This is a genomic window from Rhizobium sp. CC1099 (assembly GCF_029714385.1).
Lineage (GTDB): Bacteria > Pseudomonadota > Alphaproteobacteria > Rhizobiales > Rhizobiaceae > Rhizobium.
In genome coordinates this window covers 3509494-3527676 of the sequence record NZ_CP121641.1, presented here as the reverse complement: position 1 = coordinate 3527676, position 18183 = coordinate 3509494, and the positions used below count along the sequence as shown (strand labels likewise).

General features: G+C 60.2%; 21 protein-coding genes. 12 read left to right on the top strand and 9 right to left on the bottom strand.

All coding sequences use genetic code 11. The annotated features are described in order from the left end of the window. Positions 1-46: 46 nt before the first annotated feature. Positions 47-1000, bottom strand: a complete 954-nt coding sequence (xerD, locus tag QA644_RS17645; protein ID WP_283069766.1) for a site-specific tyrosine recombinase XerD — start codon at positions 998-1000, stop codon at positions 47-49. A gap of 4 nt (positions 1001-1004) precedes the next feature. Next, positions 1005-1181 carry a hypothetical protein gene (locus QA644_RS17640; RefSeq protein WP_022718059.1) on the bottom strand — a complete coding sequence of 59 codons (177 nt, stop codon included), beginning with the start codon at positions 1179-1181 and terminating at the stop codon, positions 1005-1007. Between the two features lie 146 nt (positions 1182-1327). Here QA644_RS17640 and QA644_RS17635 point away from each other — a divergent pair, with 146 nt between their 5' ends. The 3 genes from QA644_RS17635 to QA644_RS17625 are packed head-to-tail and all read left to right on the top strand — an operon-like array spanning position 1328 to position 4352. Next, a complete protein-coding gene (locus QA644_RS17635; protein WP_194730246.1) occupies positions 1328-1918 on the top strand; it encodes a shikimate kinase in 591 nt (196 codons plus the stop codon). Then, the gene (gene aroB, locus QA644_RS17630) at positions 1915-3045 is read left to right on the top strand and encodes a 3-dehydroquinate synthase (protein ID WP_239596665.1); all 1131 of its coding nucleotides are present in this window, start codon (positions 1915-1917) and stop codon (positions 3043-3045) included. Before QA644_RS17635 ends, aroB begins: the two co-directional genes overlap by 4 nt. Further along, entirely contained in the window at positions 3042-4352 is a 1311-nt protein-coding gene (locus QA644_RS17625; RefSeq protein ID WP_074069859.1) for an HlyC/CorC family transporter, read from the top strand. The genes aroB and QA644_RS17625 overlap by 4 nt, the downstream gene beginning before the upstream one ends. 3 nt (positions 4353-4355) lie before the next feature. On the opposite strand, the gene QA644_RS17620 is transcribed toward QA644_RS17625, so the two are convergent. Both QA644_RS17620 and QA644_RS17615 read right to left on the bottom strand, forming a co-directional pair. Next, the gene (locus QA644_RS17620; protein ID WP_074069858.1) at positions 4356-4679 is read right to left on the bottom strand and encodes a hypothetical protein; all 324 of its coding nucleotides are present in this window, start codon (positions 4677-4679) and stop codon (positions 4356-4358) included. 54 nt (positions 4680-4733) lie between these two features. After that, positions 4734-5018 (bottom strand): BolA family protein, encoded by a 285-nt coding sequence (locus QA644_RS17615; protein WP_028740097.1) that lies wholly within the window; start codon positions 5016-5018, stop codon positions 4734-4736. 104 nt (positions 5019-5122) lie between these two features. Here QA644_RS17615 and QA644_RS17610 point away from each other — a divergent pair, with 104 nt between their 5' ends. The 4 genes from QA644_RS17610 (at position 5123) to QA644_RS17595 (ending at position 9970) form a co-directional block, all read left to right on the top strand. Continuing rightward, positions 5123-5737, top strand: coding sequence for a J domain-containing protein (locus QA644_RS17610; RefSeq protein ID WP_074069857.1), 615 nt, complete (start codon positions 5123-5125; stop codon positions 5735-5737). 311 nt (positions 5738-6048) lie between these two features. Then, positions 6049-7041 carry a cobaltochelatase subunit CobS gene (gene cobS / locus QA644_RS17605; RefSeq protein WP_022718065.1) on the top strand — a complete coding sequence of 331 codons (993 nt, stop codon included), beginning with the start codon at positions 6049-6051 and terminating at the stop codon, positions 7039-7041. Between the two features lie 12 nt (positions 7042-7053). Next, the gene (gene cobT, locus QA644_RS17600; RefSeq protein WP_194728340.1) at positions 7054-8955 is read left to right on the top strand and encodes a cobaltochelatase subunit CobT; all 1902 of its coding nucleotides are present in this window, start codon (positions 7054-7056) and stop codon (positions 8953-8955) included. A gap of 22 nt (positions 8956-8977) precedes the next feature. Next, positions 8978-9970, top strand: a complete 993-nt coding sequence (locus QA644_RS17595) for an esterase-like activity of phytase family protein (RefSeq protein ID WP_283069761.1) — start codon at positions 8978-8980, stop codon at positions 9968-9970. Between the two features lie 30 nt (positions 9971-10000). Here QA644_RS17595 and QA644_RS17590 read toward each other — a convergent pair whose 3' ends face one another. Together QA644_RS17590 and rpmB are read right to left on the bottom strand one after the other, a co-directional pair. Continuing rightward, positions 10001-10636 (bottom strand): queuosine precursor transporter, encoded by a 636-nt coding sequence (locus tag QA644_RS17590; RefSeq protein WP_283069760.1) that lies wholly within the window; start codon positions 10634-10636, stop codon positions 10001-10003. Positions 10637-10748: 112 nt separating this feature from the next. Further along, on the bottom strand, positions 10749-11039 hold the full coding sequence (rpmB, locus tag QA644_RS17585; RefSeq protein ID WP_022718069.1) for a 50S ribosomal protein L28: 291 nt from the start codon (positions 11037-11039) through the stop codon (positions 10749-10751). A 240-nt stretch (positions 11040-11279) separates the two neighbouring features. On the opposite strand from rpmB, the gene QA644_RS17580 reads away from it, so the two are divergent. Further along, entirely contained in the window at positions 11280-12056 is a 777-nt protein-coding gene (locus QA644_RS17580; protein WP_074069852.1) for a DUF3108 domain-containing protein, read from the top strand. A gap of 28 nt (positions 12057-12084) precedes the next feature. Continuing rightward, on the top strand, positions 12085-12981 hold the full coding sequence (locus QA644_RS17575; RefSeq protein WP_283072410.1) for an EamA family transporter: 897 nt from the start codon (positions 12085-12087) through the stop codon (positions 12979-12981). A 3-nt stretch (positions 12982-12984) separates the two neighbouring features. Here QA644_RS17575 and QA644_RS17570 read toward each other — a convergent pair whose 3' ends face one another. Then, positions 12985-13407 (bottom strand): cupin domain-containing protein, encoded by a 423-nt coding sequence (locus QA644_RS17570; RefSeq protein ID WP_283069759.1) that lies wholly within the window; start codon positions 13405-13407, stop codon positions 12985-12987. Continuing rightward, positions 13407-14177, bottom strand: a complete 771-nt coding sequence (gene gloB / locus QA644_RS17565; RefSeq protein WP_194728337.1) for a hydroxyacylglutathione hydrolase — start codon at positions 14175-14177, stop codon at positions 13407-13409. The genes QA644_RS17570 and gloB overlap by 1 nt, the downstream gene beginning before the upstream one ends. Positions 14178-14230: 53 nt before the next feature. Between gloB and QA644_RS17560 the strand changes: the two genes are divergently transcribed. The 3 genes from QA644_RS17560 (at position 14231) to QA644_RS17550 (ending at position 17133) form a co-directional block, all read left to right on the top strand. After that, positions 14231-15007 (top strand): class I SAM-dependent methyltransferase, encoded by a 777-nt coding sequence (locus tag QA644_RS17560; RefSeq protein ID WP_039847020.1) that lies wholly within the window; start codon positions 14231-14233, stop codon positions 15005-15007. An 87-nt stretch (positions 15008-15094) separates the two neighbouring features. Further along, positions 15095-16204: a histidinol-phosphate transaminase gene (hisC, locus tag QA644_RS17555; RefSeq protein WP_283069756.1), complete on the top strand. Its 1110-nt coding sequence runs from the start codon at positions 15095-15097 to the stop codon at positions 16202-16204. Continuing rightward, positions 16201-17133 carry a prephenate/arogenate dehydrogenase family protein gene (locus tag QA644_RS17550; protein WP_283069755.1) on the top strand — a complete coding sequence of 311 codons (933 nt, stop codon included), beginning with the start codon at positions 16201-16203 and terminating at the stop codon, positions 17131-17133. Before hisC ends, QA644_RS17550 begins: the two co-directional genes overlap by 4 nt. 3 nt (positions 17134-17136) lie before the next feature. Here the strand turns inward: QA644_RS17550 and QA644_RS17545 are convergent, their stop codons facing one another. Continuing rightward, positions 17137-18138 (bottom strand): DUF2125 domain-containing protein, encoded by a 1002-nt coding sequence (locus QA644_RS17545; RefSeq protein ID WP_283069753.1) that lies wholly within the window; start codon positions 18136-18138, stop codon positions 17137-17139. Positions 18139-18183: the final 45 nt, after the last annotated feature.

Below are 18183 nucleotides of genomic sequence, written 5' to 3'. Positions count from 1 at the left end.
CCTTGTGCCCGGGGCATCTTGCTGGCCTTGCCCCATGTCGCCGGTCCTATTCGTGCTTTTTCGCCTGTTTGGCAAGGGGGTGATGCGTCTGAACCAGTTGCTGCAGCCTTTCTTCAAGGACATGCGTATAGATCTGTGTCGTCGAAATGTCGGAATGTCCGAGGAGTTCTTGAACTACGCGAAGGTCGGCGCCGTTAGCAAGAAGATGGCTTGCAAAGGCGTGACGCATGACGTGCGGCGAGATCATTGATGGCGTCAATCCGGCACGGATCGCGAGGTTTTTCAGCTCCCGGGCAAAAACCTGGCGGGGCAGATAGCCTTCCTTGGAGGCTGCCGGAAAAAGCCATGGACTATCAACCGGATCCTTCGTCTTGGCGTTCTCTTCTGCGAGCGACCGGCCATAGGCCTTGAGTGTAGCGATTGCCGATTGAGATAGAGGTACGAGCCGCTCCTTGTTGCCTTTACCGCGAATGATCAGGAAACGCCCTTCTTGGTCGAGAACGCGTGCCGGCAGCGAAACGAGCTCGCTGACGCGCATTCCTGTCGCGTAAAGCAGCTCCAGAAGCGCCAACATCCGCCGGCGCTGCAATTGGCCGTCCGCGGGATTGTTGGCTTCGGTTTCGGCCTGTGTCAGCAGTCGCGTCACCTCCTCGACGCCCATTGTCTTTGGCAGAGCTCGCGCCTTCTTCGGCGCGTCGAGAACGCCCGTCGGGTCATCTACCCGCAGGCCCTCGGCATAAAGGAACTTGTAGAATTGCCGCATGGCTGCCAGCCGGCGGGCCTGGGACGAGGACTTGAAGCCCCGTTTCGAGAGCGAGGAGAGGTAGGCAGCGAGATCGCCGGAGGCCGCTTCGGTCAGCCGCACGCTTTTGCCGTTCAGGAATGCATGGAGGTCGTCCAGATCGCGCTCGTAGGACTGCAGCGTGTTCACGGCAGCACCTCGCTCTGCACTCATCATCTCGAGAAAGGCTTCCACGTGGACGCGGCTCAGATCCTTCATCGGATCACTTCTTCGCCGGTTTGATCGTGCCAGTTGCCGGCGGGTTGATCCGTTCCGACGGGATGCGGATCGTCACGTCGCGCGGCTGTGGCTCCACGAAGGTCACGAGCGCCACCATCCCGCCATAAATCGCCCCAGCGATCATCGCCAGGACAGCCAATAGACGCAAGAGGGTCGGCATTTCGCAACTCCATGAGCTCTGCCTCTTTTATGAAGAAGCGGGTTTGCGTGCAAGAAGCGGCTTTTGAACCATGTTTCCCTGGTCCGCGACTTGACGCTACACCCGCATTTGTCGATACCGTTTGCAAACAAAGTGTGAATGGACCGATGAGTGACCCAGTTCTGAAAGTGGGAGACAGCCTGAAAGACAGAGCTCGCGCCACGCTCGGGTCCCGCAATCTGATCCTCGTCGGCCTCATGGGGGCCGGCAAATCCTCCGTCGGCCGTATCGTCGCCCATCAGCTGGGTATTCCTTTCATCGACAGCGACGTAGAGATCGAGCGCGTCTCCCGGATGACCATCTCGGAGCTTTTCGCAGCTTATGGCGAAGATGAGTTCCGTGCGCTGGAAACACGCGTGATGAAGCGGTTGCTGAAAAATGGGCCGCGCGTGGTATCTACCGGCGGTGGCGCTTTCATCAATGATCGGACGCGCAAGCACATCAAGAAGAGCGGCCTTTCCGTTTGGCTGAAGGCCGATCTCGACGTGCTGTGGGAGCGGGTCAGCAAGCGCGACACGCGCCCGCTCCTGAAGACCGAGAATCCAAAGCAGACGCTCGAAAACCTGATGAACGCGCGATACCCGATCTATGCCGAAGCCGACATCACCGTGTTGTCGCGCGATGTGCGTAAGGAAGTCATGGCTGACGAAGTGTTGAAAGCCGTGATCGAAGCCCAAACCGAAAGTACCGAACCATGAATGCGATCACCTCCTCCGCCGAACGAAAGGTTCACGTACCGCTCGGTGAGCGCGCCTACGATATATTGATCGGGCCGGGCCTGATCGCGCGTGCTGGAGCGGAAATAGCGTCCCGGCTGAAGGGTCGCAAAGCTGCGATCATCACGGATGAGCATGTGGCGCCACTCTATCTCGAAGCTCTCGCTAAAAGCCTCGAAGGCTCGGGTATCATGTGCGCGCAGCTTGTGCTGCCTGCCGGCGAGAAGACGAAGAGCTTCGAGCATCTCATGACCGTCTGCGACAAGATCCTGGAGGCGCGCGTCGAGCGGAATGATTACGTCATTGCGCTTGGCGGCGGCGTTATTGGCGATCTTGCCGGCTTTGCCGCCGGCATCGTGCGTCGCGGCGTGCGCTTCGTGCAGGTGCCGACGTCGCTGCTTTCGCAGGTGGATTCTTCCGTCGGCGGCAAGACGGGCATCAACAGCCGACACGGCAAGAACCTTATCGGCGTCTTCCATCAGCCGGATCTGGTCCTTGCCGATACGGATGTTCTTAACTCTCTCAGCGAGCGCGAATTCCGTGCCGGCTATGCAGAAGTCGCGAAATACGGGCTTATCGACAAGCCGGATTTTTTCGCTTGGCTTGAAACAAACTGGAGCGCCGTCTTTGCCGGCGGCTCTGCGCGTATCGAGGCGATTGCCACAAGCTGTCAGGCGAAATCCGATGTCGTGGTCGCTGACGAGCGCGAGAACGGTCCGCGGGCGCTTCTCAATCTCGGCCATACTTTTGGGCACGCTCTGGAGGCGGCCACCGCCTATGAGAGTGCACGCCTGGTGCACGGTGAAGGCGTTTCGATCGGCATGGTCCTCGCGCATGAATTTTCCGCGCGCATGAATCTCGCAAGCCCTGATGACGCGAAGCGGGTTGAGAAACATCTGAAAGAGGTCGGCCTGCCGACGCGCATGTCCGATATTCCGGGCGCTCTTCCGCCGGCTGAAACGCTGCTCGACGCGATGGCGCAGGACAAGAAAGTGAAAAACGGCAAGTTCACCTTCATCCTGACGCACGGCATTGGCCGGTCGTTCATCGCCGATGACGTGCCGGCTTCCGAAGTGTTGGGCTTCCTCAAGCAAAAGCAGCCGCAATGACACTCGAAGGCACGCTGGCATTTCTTGCGGTTTACTGGCCGGAAATCGTTTCCATCGTGGCCCTCGTGCTGGTATCAGCCTTCTTCGTTGGTTCGGAGACTGCACTGACGGCGGTCTCTCGCAGCCGCATGCATACGCTCGAAGCCAACGGCGAAATGCGCGCCGGTCTTGTGCGCCAGCTGATCGAGCGGCGCGACCGGCTGATCGGGGCGCTGCTGATCGGCAACAACCTTGCAAACATCCTGTCTTCGTCTCTGGCGACCAGCTTGTTTCTCAGTCTCTTCGGCAGCTCGGGCGTGGCGCTTGCAACGCTTGCGATGACTGTGATCCTCGTCATTTTCGCGGAAGTTTTGCCGAAGAGCTGGGCGATCTCGTCGCCTGACCGTTTTGCATTGAGCGCGGCATTGCCAATCAAGCTCTTTGTCGCTGTCGTCGGCCCGATCTCATCTCTCGTCAATGCCGTCGTCCGCCGGATCCTGGGGAGCTTCGGCATCACCCTATCGCGTGAAATCCCGATGCTGACGGCGCACGAGGAACTGCGCGGTACCGTCGATCTGTTGCATCGCGAGGGGGCGGTGGTGAAGGCTGACCGGGATCGTCTTGGCGGAATACTCGATCTTAGCCAGCTCGAACTCTCCGACATCATGGTCCACCGCACGGCGATGCGGGCGATCAATGCAGATGACGCGCCTGAGGTAGTGGTTCGCACGATCCTCGAGAGCCCCTATACCCGCATGCCGCTGTGGCGCGGCACGATCGACAACATCATCGGCGTCGTCCACGCAAAAGACTTGCTGCGCGCGCTGGCCGAGCCGAACGTGGAGCCGGAGAATCTCGATATCGTCAAGATTGCCCAGAAACCGTGGTTCGTGCCGGACAGCACAAATCTCGAAGATCAGCTCAATGCGTTCCTGCGCCGCAAGCAGCACTTCGCCGTCGTCGTCGATGAATATGGTGAGGTGCAGGGCATCGTGACGCTCGAGGACATCCTGGAAGAGATCGTCGGCGATATTTCCGATGAGCACGACATCGATATGCAGGGCGTGCGCCAGGAATCCGACGGCTCGATCGTTGTCGATGGCAGTGTGCCGATCCGGGACCTGAACCGCGCGCTCGATTGGCAGTTGCCCGACGAAGAGGCGACGACGATCGCCGGCCTCGTCATCCATGAATCGATGACGATCCCGGAAGAGCGGCAGGCCTTCACTTTTTACGGCAAGCGCTTCATCGTCATGAAGCGCGAGAAGAACCGCATCACCAGGCTACGCATCCGTCCTGCTGCGGAGAACGAGACCAAACCGCTCTGAATCTTATCCGGTCGCTCCGTGGCTGGTGAGCAGACGCAGGATTTGCACTTCTTTCGGCAGTTCGATCAAAAATTCGCTGTCGCGTTCGAGGTGATGGATCTTCGTGGGATCGGTGCCGGCAAAGGTGCTCATCGCCTCGATATTCTCCCAATAAGAGATCGTCACGAATTCGCTTTCCGTGTCGCGGTCTTCGCGAAAAGTCTGGACGCCAAGTGCTTTCTCAATCAGCGGCTTGATGCCCGCTTCGTAGTTATAGGCTTCGTACTCGTCAGCCTTGGCTCTTGGCGTACGTCCGCGCCAGATGCGGGCAATCGTCGGCTTCGTCATCCCTGTTTCCTCCTTGGTGAAAGGAGGGCAAACGCTTATTTGAGGGACGTGTTCCTACCAGCTGGTTGCTTCGCCGGGTGCGGCGAGCTCTACGGCGAGCGCATGCAGCCCTGCGTCAAGTTCCGGCTTCAGCAGTTCGGTGACGGCGCGGTGGCGGGCGAGCCTCGTCATTCCTGCAAACTTGGCTGAGACGATGCGCACGCGCATGTGCGTTTCACCGGTGCCGGTGAAACCCGGCTGATGGCCGGCATGCAGGCGGCTTTCGTTGATGACGCTCAGGCGCTCGGGCGCAAAAGCTTCGGTCAGTTTTTCTTCGATGCGGGTCTCAAGGGTCACGATTTCGTCCAGTTGCTTCGCAAAAAGGGGGTTCCCACCAAGCCAGCAACATTCGTGTTTGTCAATTCTTGTCGTCGCTTCGCGGCAGGCCCATAATTAGCGCCGTCATGAGACTCGATTCCAAATATTTCGATCGCATCCGCACCCGCCGCAAACGCGAGCAGGAAACCGAGCAGGCTCCTCCGACCTGCCAGTGGGACGGCTGTGATAAAAAAGGCGTGCATCGCGCTCCTGTCGGACGCAATGCCGAAGGGCAGTTCTTTCTTTTCTGCTTCGAGCACGTCAAGGAATACAACAAGGGCTACAATTATTTTTCCGGCCTCTCGGACGGCGAAATCGCCCGCTACCAGAAGGAGGCGGTCACCGGGCATCGTCCGACCTGGACCGTCGGCGTCAACAAGGCGGCGAAGGACAGCCCGCTGCATTCGGACATCCGCTCCGGCGCCTATAGCCGTGTGCGCGATCCCTTCGGTTTCGTCAGCGGCGCCAAGGGCAGCGGTCCGCGTTTTCCCGAGCAACGCAAGTTGAAGAGCCTGGAGGCCAAGGCCTTCGATACGATGGGGCTGCAGGCAAGTGCCACCTCTGCCGAGATCAAGACCCGCTACAAGGAATTGGTCAAGAAGCATCATCCCGATGCCAACGGCGGCGACCGCGGTTCCGAAGAGCGCTTCCGCGCCGTCATCCAGGCCTATCAATTGTTGAAGCAGAACGGTTTTTGTTAATTCCTGTCCTTGCTCTCCGCCTTCAATCGGGTATGGTCCAAATCGGCTGAGGCCGCAGGCAACCGCGGCATGCATCTGTGCGTTTTGCCAACGCCGCCTTTGCCAACCTTCCGGACGCGGCGTTTCTTGTCCGGGACTTTGTTCCAGAATGCTCGCAAGCGGTCATTATCCCGCCGAGGTTTCGCTTCAGTCCCGGAGAGGTATCGCCGACGTTCCCACCTTGAACGGGCGCAGAACAAAGCTGCGGCGTCATGGTTGCGAAATGGCCTGAGATAGTATGGCCGGGTGGAAGCACCCGCCTTGGAGACATGATGAGCAAGATTGACCTTGATATTTCCGAGCTTCCAGACACTACCGTTTCGGTCAGGGAGGTCTTCGGGATCGATTCCGATATCCGCGTTCCGGCTTACAGCAAGGGCGATGCCTACGTTCCGGACCTGGATAACGACTATCTCTTCGACCGCGAGACGACGCTCGCCATTCTTGCAGGTTTTGCCCACAACCGCCGCGTCATGATCTCCGGCTACCACGGCACCGGTAAATCCTCTCACATCGAGCAGGTCGCTGCCCGCCTCAATTGGCCCTGCGTGCGCATCAACCTCGACAGCCACGTCAGCCGTATCGATCTCGTCGGCAAGGACGCGATCGTCGTCAAGGACGGCCTTCAGGTCACGGAATTCAAGGACGGCATCCTGCCCTGGGCCTATCAGCACAATGTCGCGCTCGTCTTCGATGAATATGACGCCGGCCGTCCGGACGTCATGTTCGTCATCCAGCGCGTGCTGGAATCTTCAGGCCGCCTGACGCTGCTCGATCAGAGCCGAGTCATTCGTCCGCATCCGGCCTTCCGCCTCTTTGCGACGGCAAACACCATCGGCCTCGGCGATACCACCGGCCTCTATCATGGCACGCAGCAGATCAACCAGGCGCAGATGGACCGCTGGTCGATCGTCACCACGTTGAACTACCTGCCGCACGACCATGAAGTGAACATCGTAACCGCCAAGGTGAAAAGCTTCCAGAAGGACAAGAACGGCCGCGATACCGTTTCCAAGATGGTCCGTGTCGCCGATCTGACGCGCGCTTCCTTCATGAACGGCGATCTGTCGACTGTCATGAGCCCGCGTACGGTCATCACCTGGGCTGAAAACGCCGATATCTTCGGCGACCTCGCCTTCGCCTTCCGCGTCACCTTCCTCAACAAGTGCGACGAGCTGGAGCGTCCGCTGGTCGCCGAGCACTATCAGCGCGCCTTTGGTGTCGAGCTCAAGGAGAGCGCAGCCAACATCGTGCTGGAGGCTTAAGGCCCGTCGATCATGGCATCACGTGGTGACAATTCGAAAGCAAGACCAAACGGCCCGGTTGACGTCGAGCCCTTGCGGCGCGCGATAACCGGCTGCGTGCGCGCGATTGCAGGCGACGGCGAGGTCGAGGTGACTTTTGCCAACGAGCGCCCCGGCATGACGGCTGAGCGTATTCGGCTACCCGAGCTTTCCAAGCGGCCAACGGCGCATGAGCTGGCGGTGACGCGCGGTCTAGGCGACTCCATGGCGCTTCGGCTTGCCTGCCACGATGAAAAAGTGCACGCGACGATGGCGCCGCAGGGCTCGGACGCGCGTGCGATCTTTGATGCCGTCGAGCAGGCCCGCGTCGAATCGATCGGCACGCTGCGCATGGAGGGCGTGGCTTCGAACCTGCGTTCGATGACCGAGGAGAAGTACTCCAAGGCGAATTTCACCGGCATCGAGCGGCAGGAGGATGCGCCGATCGGCGAGGCCGTCGCCATGATGGTGCGTGAGAAGCTGACCGGCCAGAAGCCGCCCGCCTCCGCGGGAAAGGTTCTCGATCTCTGGCGGTCCTTCATAGAGGAGAAGGCGGGTTCCGAACTCGATGACCTTACAAGCGTCATCAACGACCAGCAGGCTTTCTCGAAGGTGATCCGCCACATGCTCTCCGCTATGGAAATGGCGGAAGAATACGGCGACGACGACAGCGAACCCGATGAGGACAACGAGCAGGATCAGGAAGACCAGCCGAACGGCGACGAGTCAAATCAGGACGAGGTCGATGATGACGCGGGCACCGATGCCGCGCCGGTCGAAGATAGCGAAGTTGCCGACGAGCAGATGGAGGACGGCGAGACCGAAGGCGCCGAGATCTCCGACGACGACATGATGGAAGAGGGCGAGGACGATTCGGAAACACCGGGCGAAACCCGTCGTCCAAACACGCCCTTTGCCGATTTCAACGAGAAGGTCGACTATCACGTCTTTACCGAAGAGTTCGACGAGATAATCACCGCCGAGGAGCTTTGCGACGCTGCCGAGCTGGAGCGCCTGCGCGCCTTCCTCGACAAGCAGCTCGCGCACCTGCAGGGCGCTGTCGGCCGGCTCGCAAATCGATTGCAGCGTCGCCTGATGGCGCAACAGAACCGCTCCTGGGACTTCGATCTGGAAGAGGGCTATCTCGATACCGCCCGCCTGCAGCGCATCATCATCGATCCGATGCAGCCGCTTTCCTTCAAGATGGAGCGGGACACGCAGTTCCGCGACACGGTCGTGACGCTGCTGATCGACAATTCTGGCTCCATGCGCGGGCGCCCGATCACCGTTGCTGCCACCTGCGCCGATATTCTGGCCCGTACGCTGGAGCGTTGCGGCGTCAAGGTCGAGATCCTTGGCTTCACGACCAAGGCCTGGAAGGGCGGGCAGGCGCGCGAGAGCTGGCTTGCCGGCGGCAAGCCGCAGACGCCCGGCCGCCTCAACGACCTGCGTCACATCATCTACAAGTCCGCAGACGCGCCGTGGCGCCGTGCGCGCACCAATCTCGGCCTGATGATGCGCGAAGGGCTGCTGAAGGAAAATATCGACGGCGAGGCGCTGATCTGGGCGCATAATCGTCTTCTTGCTCGCCGCGAACAGCGCCGCATCCTGATGATGATCTCCGACGGTGCGCCGGTCGACGACTCCACGCTTTCGGTCAATCCCGGCAATTACCTCGAGCGTCATCTGCGCGCCGTGATCGAGCAGATCGAGACCCGGTCGCCGGTCGAACTGCTTGCGATCGGCATCGGCCACGACGTGACGCGTTATTATCGCCGCGCCGTGACCATCGTCGACGCGGATGAGCTTGCGGGCGCGATGACCGAGCAGCTTGCCTCGCTCTTCGAAGATCAGGCAGCGCAGCCGCGTGGCGGCCGTTTGCGACGCGCAAGCTGATGGCGAAAGGAACCGGCGCTTAATGATCCGTCTGTCCCGCTCGGCTTTGCTTGTTCTTTGTCTCGCTGGGGATGCTTCGATCGCGGTTGCGCGCGAGAGCGTGGATATCAGCAGCCGCGTCATCTCGACCTTCAAGATTGGTTCCAGCGAGACGAGATTCGGGCCGCTGGAATTCCTTGGCGGGCTGGAAATGGTGTCCGGCAACCGGCTTTTTGGGTCTTGGTCGGCGATCCGTTTCGTGCAGGACCGGAGGCATTTCGTTGGTGTGCTTGATACCGGCCACTGGCTGACCGGCAGCATCGAGCGCGACCAGCAGGGAAGGCTTTCCGGTTTGTCCGGTGTTGAAATCACGCCTATGAAAAACGGGAGCGGGGCCACTTTCGAGGGGAAGGGGCGCATGGATGCCGAGGGTCTTGCCCTCAAGGGCGACCAGGTTCTGGTTTCCTTCGAACAAGACCATCGGGTCGAAGCCTACCCCGATCCTGGGTTCGAGACCTCGTCATCGGTTGGCTCGATCCCCATTCTCGTGCCGATACGGTCGTTGCGAAGCGGCCGCGGCTTCGAGACGCTAGCGGTGGCTCCGCCCGAGAGCGCTTTGAAGGGCGCTGCCGTCATCATTTCGGAAGAGAGCCGGGATCAGAAGGGGAATATCTACGGCGCAATCCTATCCGGGCCGCTCAAGGGCCGCTTCGCGGTCACGCGCAACGGTGATTTCGATCCGACCGATGGAGCGTTTCTGCCGGACGGCGATCTTTTGCTTCTGGAGCGTCGTTTCAACATCGCCAACGGCATCGCTATGCGGATCCGGCGCATCGCTACGGCAGAGATCAGGCCGGACGCCGTCGCCGATGGCGACATTTTGTTGACGGCCGATTTCGGTTACCAGATCGACAACATGGAAGGCCTGGACAGTTTTCAGGCGCCGGATGGCAGCACGCATGTGATCATCGTTTCCGATGACAACCACTCCATTTTGGAGCGGAACCTCATGCTGGAATTTCGTCTCACTGAGTAAAGGGCCTTTTCGAAGGCCGCCCACTGCCGATCAGCTTGCGCGGGCCGGCTGCATCGGCCGCAGCACGTTCATGAGTGCACCGTAGGGCAGCAGCATGACGAGGCCCATGATCATCTTCACCGAGAAATCGCTGATCGCCCAGGAAATCCAGCGCGGCGCCCGAGCGGCCATTGCACCGAGGATCGGGGCCTGCTCCAACGCAAACGGATCGTTCGGGCCGAGGAAGACGAAGAAGGCGGCAAAGGCGAAGGAGAAGAAGATCGCCGTGTCGAGCGCCGAGCCGATCAGCGAGCCGACGAGCGGCGCACGCCACCAGGTCTGGCGGCGAAGGCGATTGAAGACAGCGATATCGAGCAGCTGGCCGGCGAGGTAAGCAGAACCGGAGGCGATCGCGATGCGCGGCACTGATGTGAAGAAGGAAAGCCCGATGCCGACGACAAAGCCGGCGAACACGACCTTTCGCGCTACCTGAGGACCGAACTGGCGATTCGTGAGATCGGTGATCAGGAAAGCGACCGGATAGCTGAACGCACCCCAGGTCAGGATATCGGCGAGGTTGATGCCGGCGACTTCCGCGTTCACGGGAAACTGGACGAGGAAGTTGGAAGCCACGACGACGAGTGTCATCAGAGCGATGTAGAGGAGGGTATAGCGGGTCTTCAGCATTTTTTTATCCTGGGTGATGCCACCAGTTGGGTTATCGGGCCGGCAAAGCAAAAGGCTTGTCCGGTATTAGCCGTGCAAGCCTTTGAAGCCGTATGGAAGAAGGTGTCGAAGCTTATGCGGCTTCGGCGGTCTTCTTGACAATCTGACGGCGCAGAAGACGGGCGCGCATCGACAGTTCGTTTTCGCTTGCCTTGATCAGGAAGGCATCGAGGCCGCCGCGATGCTCGACGGAGCGCAGCGCAGCAGCTGAAACACGCAGACGGTAGCGCTGGCCGAGAGCGTCGGAGATCAGCGTAACCTGGCACAGGTTCGGCAGGAACCGGCGCTTGGTCTTGTTGTTGGCATGGCTGACATTGTTACCAGTCAGGACGGCCTTGCCGGTCAATTCGCACACGCGGGACATTGAACACCTATTCTTGTTTTTCTAGGCCATCGAATTACCATGCCCCGGCAAACGCGGGTCTGCAATCCAACAGGCCATAATTGGAAAGTTGCGGTTCTATAGTCAGACCGGCCGCCCGCGTCAAGCCAAACCTTGGCCTTTCCCGCAATTCTGTCAAAAAGCTCGTGTTTGCTTCTATGCGCGGCAGGAGTATAGACCGCTTGTGCAGGGCATTGTCTGCCCTTGAAAAAGGCTCTCTTCATGGCTCATCTGGGCAGGCGGATTTTCCTATCGTCAATTGCAGCGCTGATGTCCATCCCGGCCGGCGCAAGCGAGATCCGTCATCGTACGGAATATAGAGTTGCTCTCGGAATCCTGCCAATTGCGCGCGCCGCCTTTGTTACCCAGATCGACGATGATCAGCGCTACCAGGTTTCAGGCAATATCAGTTCGGCGGGCCTTGCCGATCTTGTGACGAACATTGCTGCGAAAACCAACGTCACCGGTGTCCTGCGCAATGACCGACTGCAAGCGCAGCGCTACTACCTCTATTACAAGAGTGGCAAACGCGCGCGTACCTACGAAGTCCGCTACAGAAACGGCGATATCGTCTCCACGACCGTGAAGCCGGAACGGCGCCAGCCACGCAACTGGGTCGATGTCAAGCCGGGCGATATGCGCTCCGTGCTTGATCCCATCTCCGGGTTGATCTTCCCGGCGGATACGAAACTCTGCTCGCAGCGCCTGCCGATCTATGACGGCGAGATGCGCATGGACCTTGTGCTTTCGCCAAAGGGATCCCAGGATTTCAAGACGGATGGGTTTTCCGGCAAGGCAACGGTCTGCGGCGTGCGTTTCGTGCCCAGGTCTGGCTACAGGAAAGGCCGCAAGGATATCGATTATCTGAGCAGAAGCGGCAACATGGAAATCTGGTTTGCAAAGGCGGATACGGCCAACGTATATGCTCCGGTCTATGTTCGCATTCCGACGCAGTACGGAACGGTGACGATTACCGCGGTGAAATACCGTGCAAACTGACGGAGCTGGTCTGCGTGAAGGGGGACAGGTGAAGCTTCGGGCGACATTGATCGGGTTCACGGCCATTCTGATGTGGTCGTTTCTGGCGCTCTTCACCGCTGCATCCGGCAAGATGCCGCCGTTCCAGCTTTCGGCGATCTGCTTTGCGATCGGCAGCATCCCGGGCATTGCCGTTTTGATCCTCAACCCGTCTCGCGTGGCGCTGCTGAGGCAGCCGGCAAAGGTCTGGATCATCGGCATCGCCGGCCTCTTCGGCTATCACTTCCTCTATTTCACCGCGCTTCGGAACGCGCCGGCCGTGGAGGCCGGCTTGATTGCCTATCTCTGGCCGCTGCTGATTGTCGTCGGCTCGGCGCTGCTGCCGGGCGAGCGGTTGCGCTGGTATCATGTGGCAGGCGCGCTCGCCGGGCTCTGCGGCACTTTCCTAATCGTCGGCCGCAACGGCATCGATTTCGACGGTGCCTATGCGATCGGCTACGGCGCTGCCTTCCTTTGCGCCTTCACCTGGTCCGGCTATTCGCTCCTGACGCGGCGCTTCGATGCGGTCTCGACCGATGTCGTTACCGGCTTCTGCCTTGCGACATCCATTCTGTCGTTCTTCTGCCATCTCGGGTTGGAAACGACCCTTTGGCCGGAAACGGCTTTCGAATGGATCGCCGTTGCCGGTCTCGGTCTCTTCCCGGTCGGCGCTGCGTTCTATGCCTGGGATTACGGCGTCAAGAAAGGCGACATCCAGATCCTCGGCGCGGCAAGTTATGCAGCGCCATTGCTTTCGACGCTCATCCTGACGATATTCGGCTTTGCCGAGCCAAGCTGGCGCATTGCGCTTGCCTGTCTGCTGGTCACCGGCGGTGCAGTGCTTGCGGCTCAGGAAATGTTCCGCCGTAAAAGCGTCGCAAAACAGGTTGCGGCGGCGGCTGAATAGGTCTCAGCCGCCCGGTTTCCAATCCATCGGTGCCATTTCGAATTTCGAGAACTCGAAGCCCGGCGCCACCGTACAGCCAACGAGCGTGTATTCGCCAAGCGTTTCTGCCGATTGCCACCAGTTTGCCGGAATGATTGCTTGCGGACGCTCACCATTTGCCAGGTCGATGCCGAGCATCAAGGTTTCGCTTTCCGCGCCGTCTGCGGACCTGTGGAGTGCCAAGGGCGCACCGGCGTAATAATGCCAGACCTCCGCCGCATCGTGAACGCGATGCCAGTGCGAACGTTGCCCGGCTTTCAGCAGATAGTAGATTGCCGTCGAGTGCCCTCGATCCTTGCCATTGCCATCGCGAAACGTCTGCACGTACCAGCCGCCTTCCGGATGCGGCTGCATCGCAAGCGCCTCTATAATATCGTCGGGAGACATCAGAAATTGTCCTTGCGCCTGCGGATCTCCGCAAAGACTTCCTCGTTCGTCTTGCTTTCCATCAGGAGATTGCGGCGGATGGCGGGATCGGCAGCGCGAAGAAAAGGGTTGGTTTCCTTTTCCAGGCCCAGCGTCGTCGGGATCGTGAACCTGCCTTCGGCGCGCAGAGCCTCGATCTCCGCAGCACGCGTCTTCAGCCGCTCGTTGTCCGGATCGATCGTCAAAGCGAAACGAGCGTTCGAAAGCGTATATTCGTGGCCGAAATAGATCGCCGTCTCGTCTGGCAGCACGGCCAGCTTCTGCAGCGAATGCCACATATCCGCGGCCGGGCGCTCCAAGAGGCGGCCGCAGCCCAGTGCAAAGAGCGTATCGGCGGCAAAAAGCAGCTTGTCGTCAGCGAAATGGTAACAGATATGGCCGACGGTATGGCCCGGCGTTTCGATGACGTTGACCATATGGTCGCCGAAGGGAAAGCTATCGCCATCGGCCATCGATTTGTCGAGGCCGGGAATTGCCACGGCTTCGTTGACCGGACCGATGATCTCGCAGCCGAATTGCTCCTTCAACGCCAGATTGCCTTCGACGTGGTCGGTGTGGTGATGCGTGGCGAAGATGTGCGAAATCTTCCAGCCGCGCCGTTTAGCAGCCGCTGCCACGGCCGCCTCTTCCGGCGCGTCGATCGATGCCGTCAGCCCGGACTCCGGATCATGCACGAGAACGCCGAAATTATCGGATCGGCAAAGAAAAACTTCTAATTCCAAAGGTTTCATTGTCCAAGCGGCCTCTTTCCCACGAACATGTCCGGAATGTAGAGGCTCCGGCCTTGAAGTCCAATCGCCCGCTGATAACATTTATTGCGATGCACACGGATATTGTCGATCTGCGCCAGTTCTATCACTCCGAGCTCGGCCGCCTTGCCGAGCACTCGATTGCCATGGCGCTGTCGTCGCTTTGGGTGCGCCTGCCGCAGGAGCGGCTCGTCGGCATCGGCTATGCCGTTCCCTTCCTCGACCGGTTCAGCGCCGATACCGAGCGCACCTTCGCCTTCATGCCAGCCGGGCAGGGCGCCGTGAACTGGCCGGTGGGGTCGTTGTCGTCGACAGCACTGATCTTCGACGAAGAACTGCCGCTTCCCGATTCGTCCATTGATCGTGTGCTGATGGTCCATTCGCTGGAATTCGCCGAAAGCCCGCGGGAGACCTTGAAGGAGCTCTGGCGCGTGCTTGCGCCCGGCGGACGCCTCGTCATCGTGGTGCCGAACCGGCGCGGCGTCTGGGCGCGCATGGAACATACGCCTTTCGGCTCCGGGCGCCCCTATTCGCGGGGTCAACTCACGCATCTGCTGCGCGAGACGAATTTCACGCCCGGCGCGACCGCCGAGGCGCTGTTCTTCCCGCCGTCGAAGCTTCGCACGGTTCTCAGCCTTCGCCGCGCCTTCGAACGCATTGGCCGCACACTCTGGCCGGCCTTTTCAGGCGTCATCATCGTCGAGGCACAGAAGCGGCTCTATCAGGGCCTGCCGGTAGCCGCACGGGCTTCGCGCCGCGTCTTCGTGCCGGTTCTTGCGCCGCATGGTGTTCCGACGACACGCAGCCGTTAAGTCTCACTCGACAAAGGCCGCTTTCCGCTTTATTGCCACAAGGCAATTTCCGGCCGGAATTTCCGGCGTTTTTTCAAGGTCGATCCCATGAGCGTTGAGATGAGCAAGCCTGTTCCGCGTCCCGGTATCCTCGATATTGCAGCCTATGTGCCGGGCAAGGAACATGCACCGGGCGTCGCCCGCGTCTACAAGCTCTCCTCCAACGAAACGCCGCTTGGTGCGAGCCCGAAGGCCATAGAAGCCTTCCGTGCGGCCGCCGGCCATCTCGAGCGCTATCCGGACGGGCAGGCGATCGAATTGCGCGAGGCGATCGCCGCGGTTCATGGCCTGAATCCGGCTAACATCATGTGTGGCAACGGCTCGGACGAACTGCTCGGCTTGCTCTGCCACGTTTATCTCAGCCCCGGTGACGAAGGCATCATCACCGAGCACGGCTTCCTCGTTTACAAGATTCAGATCATGGGCGCGGGCGCGACGCCTGTCGTGGTGAAGGAGACGGATCATACCGTCGACGTCGACGCGATCCTTGCCGCCGTGACAGACAAGACGAAGATCGTCTTCATCGCCAATCCTGGCAATCCAACCGGTACCTATATCCCGGTCAGCGAAGTCCGCCGCCTGCAGGCCGGTCTGCCGAAGCATGTCGTCCTGGTGCTCGATGCGGCCTATGCCGAATATGTCCGGCGCAATGACTATGAATCCGGCATCGAGGTCGTCTCCTCGAAAGCGAACGTCGTCATGACCCGCACCTTCTCGAAGGTCTATGGGCTTGCCGCGCTCCGCGTCGGCTGGATGTATGCGCCTGCCGAGATCATCGATGCGCTGAACCGCGTGCGCGGCCCGTTCAACATGAATACGCCGGCGATCGCGGCCGGCGCCGCGGCGATCCGCGATCAGGCCTTCGTTCAAGAGGCGACCTCCTTCAACCAAATGTGGATCGAGAAGGTTACCGGAGCGCTCGAAACGATCGGTCTCAAGGTTACGCCGTCGGTGACCAATTTCGTCCTCATCCATTTTCCGGATGTCGACGGCAAGCGCGCTGCCGATGCCGACGATTTTCTGACGAGCCGTGGCTATATCCTGCGGGCGGTTCGCAGCTACGGCTTCCCCAATTCACTCCGCATGAGCATTGGCCCCGAAGAAGCCAATCGCGGCGTCATCGAAGCGCTCGGCGAATTCATGGGACGCCCGGCATGACAGCGCAGTTTGATCGCATCGCGCTGATCGGCATCGGGCTGATCGGCTCCTCGATCGCCCACGACATCAAGCGACTGGGGCTCGCCAACGAAATCGTCGTGGCAACGCGCAGTGCCGAAACGCTGAAGCGTGCCGAGGAATTGCAGCTCGGCAGCCGTTATACGACTTCGTCGGCCGAGGCCGCCGAGAATGCCGATCTCGTCATCGTGTCCGTGCCGGTCGGCGCCTCGGAAAGTGTTGCCAAGGAAATCGCAGGAAGCGTGAAGCCGGGGGCGATCGTCACCGACGTCGGATCCACCAAGGCGTCGGTCATCGCGCAGATGCAGCCGCATATGCCACCGCATGTGCACTTCATCCCCGGCCATCCGCTGGCCGGTACGGAAAAATCCGGTCCCGACGCCGGCTTCCCAGGCCTTTTCGAAGGCCGCTGGTGCATCTTCACGCCGATTGCAGGCACGGATGAGGGTGCGCTCAAGAAGCTTCGTAAATTCTGGGAAAGCCTTGGCTCCAAGGTCGATGAGATGGACGCGGACCACCACGACAAGGTGCTCGCCATCGTCTCGCACCTGCCGCACATCATTGCCTACAATATTGTCGGCACGGCCGACGATCTGGAAACCGTGACGGAATCGGAAGTCATCAAATACTCCGCCTCCGGCTTTCGCGACTTTACGCGCCTTGCGGCCTCCGATCCGACGATGTGGCGCGACGTCTGCCTGCACAACAAGGATGCGATCCTTGAAATGCTGGCGCGCTTTTCGGAAGATCTTGCCTATCTGCAGCGCGCGATCCGCTGGGGCGAGGGCGACAAGCTTTTCGAGCTCTTCAGCCGCACTCGCGCAATCCGCCGCTCGATCGTCCAGGCGGGACAGGATGTGGATACGCCAGACTTTGGCCGCCCACATGCGCAGGACACGAAGACGAACTGAGCCTCAGATCGGCGGAATCGTGCCGAGCGGGATGAAGCCGCCTACGGTGGCATTGCCGTGCTGGACGACGAGGTCGACCGAAACCCTGTCGCCGCCGACCGCGAGCGCCTTTAGAAGCTTGGCGGCGGTATCGACGGTCTTGGCGATTTCCGGGAGGGCCTGTTTCAGGCTGTCGCGCCAGGGGCCGAGTTGCTCGATCTCCAGCTTGAACTTTCCGGACAAAAAGCCTTGCTCATCGAAGGAGAAGGGGCCCGTCAAACTCATCACCTTGCCGTCGCCGATATCGGCCACGGCCTTGCGCAGCTCTCCGCTTGCCCCATAAAGCCCTTGCGGATCGCTTCCGTCGATCATTCCGCCTTTGCCTGCAAGGGTGATATCGGCGCTCGCCGAGAATTTCGGGAAGACCTGCGGCCAGTCCTTGATGACGGCATTTGCATCCTGGAGTGAGAAGGCACCGTCGAGATCGCCTGCATTCTGGCGGAGGTGGACTTCCGTGCGTCCTGCATCGACATTGACCGTTTGCCCGGTATAGGAGGAAACAGCGGTCGCCTTCAGGCCGTCGATGATCATGGAGGTGCGGTCGATGCCCCTCAACCTCGTCACCAGGCTGGATTGCAGGTTTGCCCACTGCGCCGAGATCGAAAGGCCGTTTGCCGTGCGGATTTCAGCCGGCGAATCGAGTTCCCAGACGATATGGCCCGGCGCGTAAACCTGGGCTGCGGAACGAAGTTCGCCAAAGGAAGCGGAGACGCCGTTCGTGTTGTCATCCACACCCACTTTCGAGCAATAGAGGCCAATGCGGAACGGATAGCCGCGAAAGTCGATATCGGCGCATTCGCCGCTGACGCCCGCCGTGCTGCGCGGCGCAATAACCTTGAGCACGGTCTCCTTGAGGTGGGCGGCTGCGTAAAACCAGCCGCCGGTATAGATCGCGATCACCAGAACGATGCCCAAGCCGAGCAACCAGAATTTTCTGCCGCTGCCGGATTGGCTTGACGCTGCCATGATGGTTCTCCAATGGTGAATCGCGAATGGGAATTTCGGTCTGGC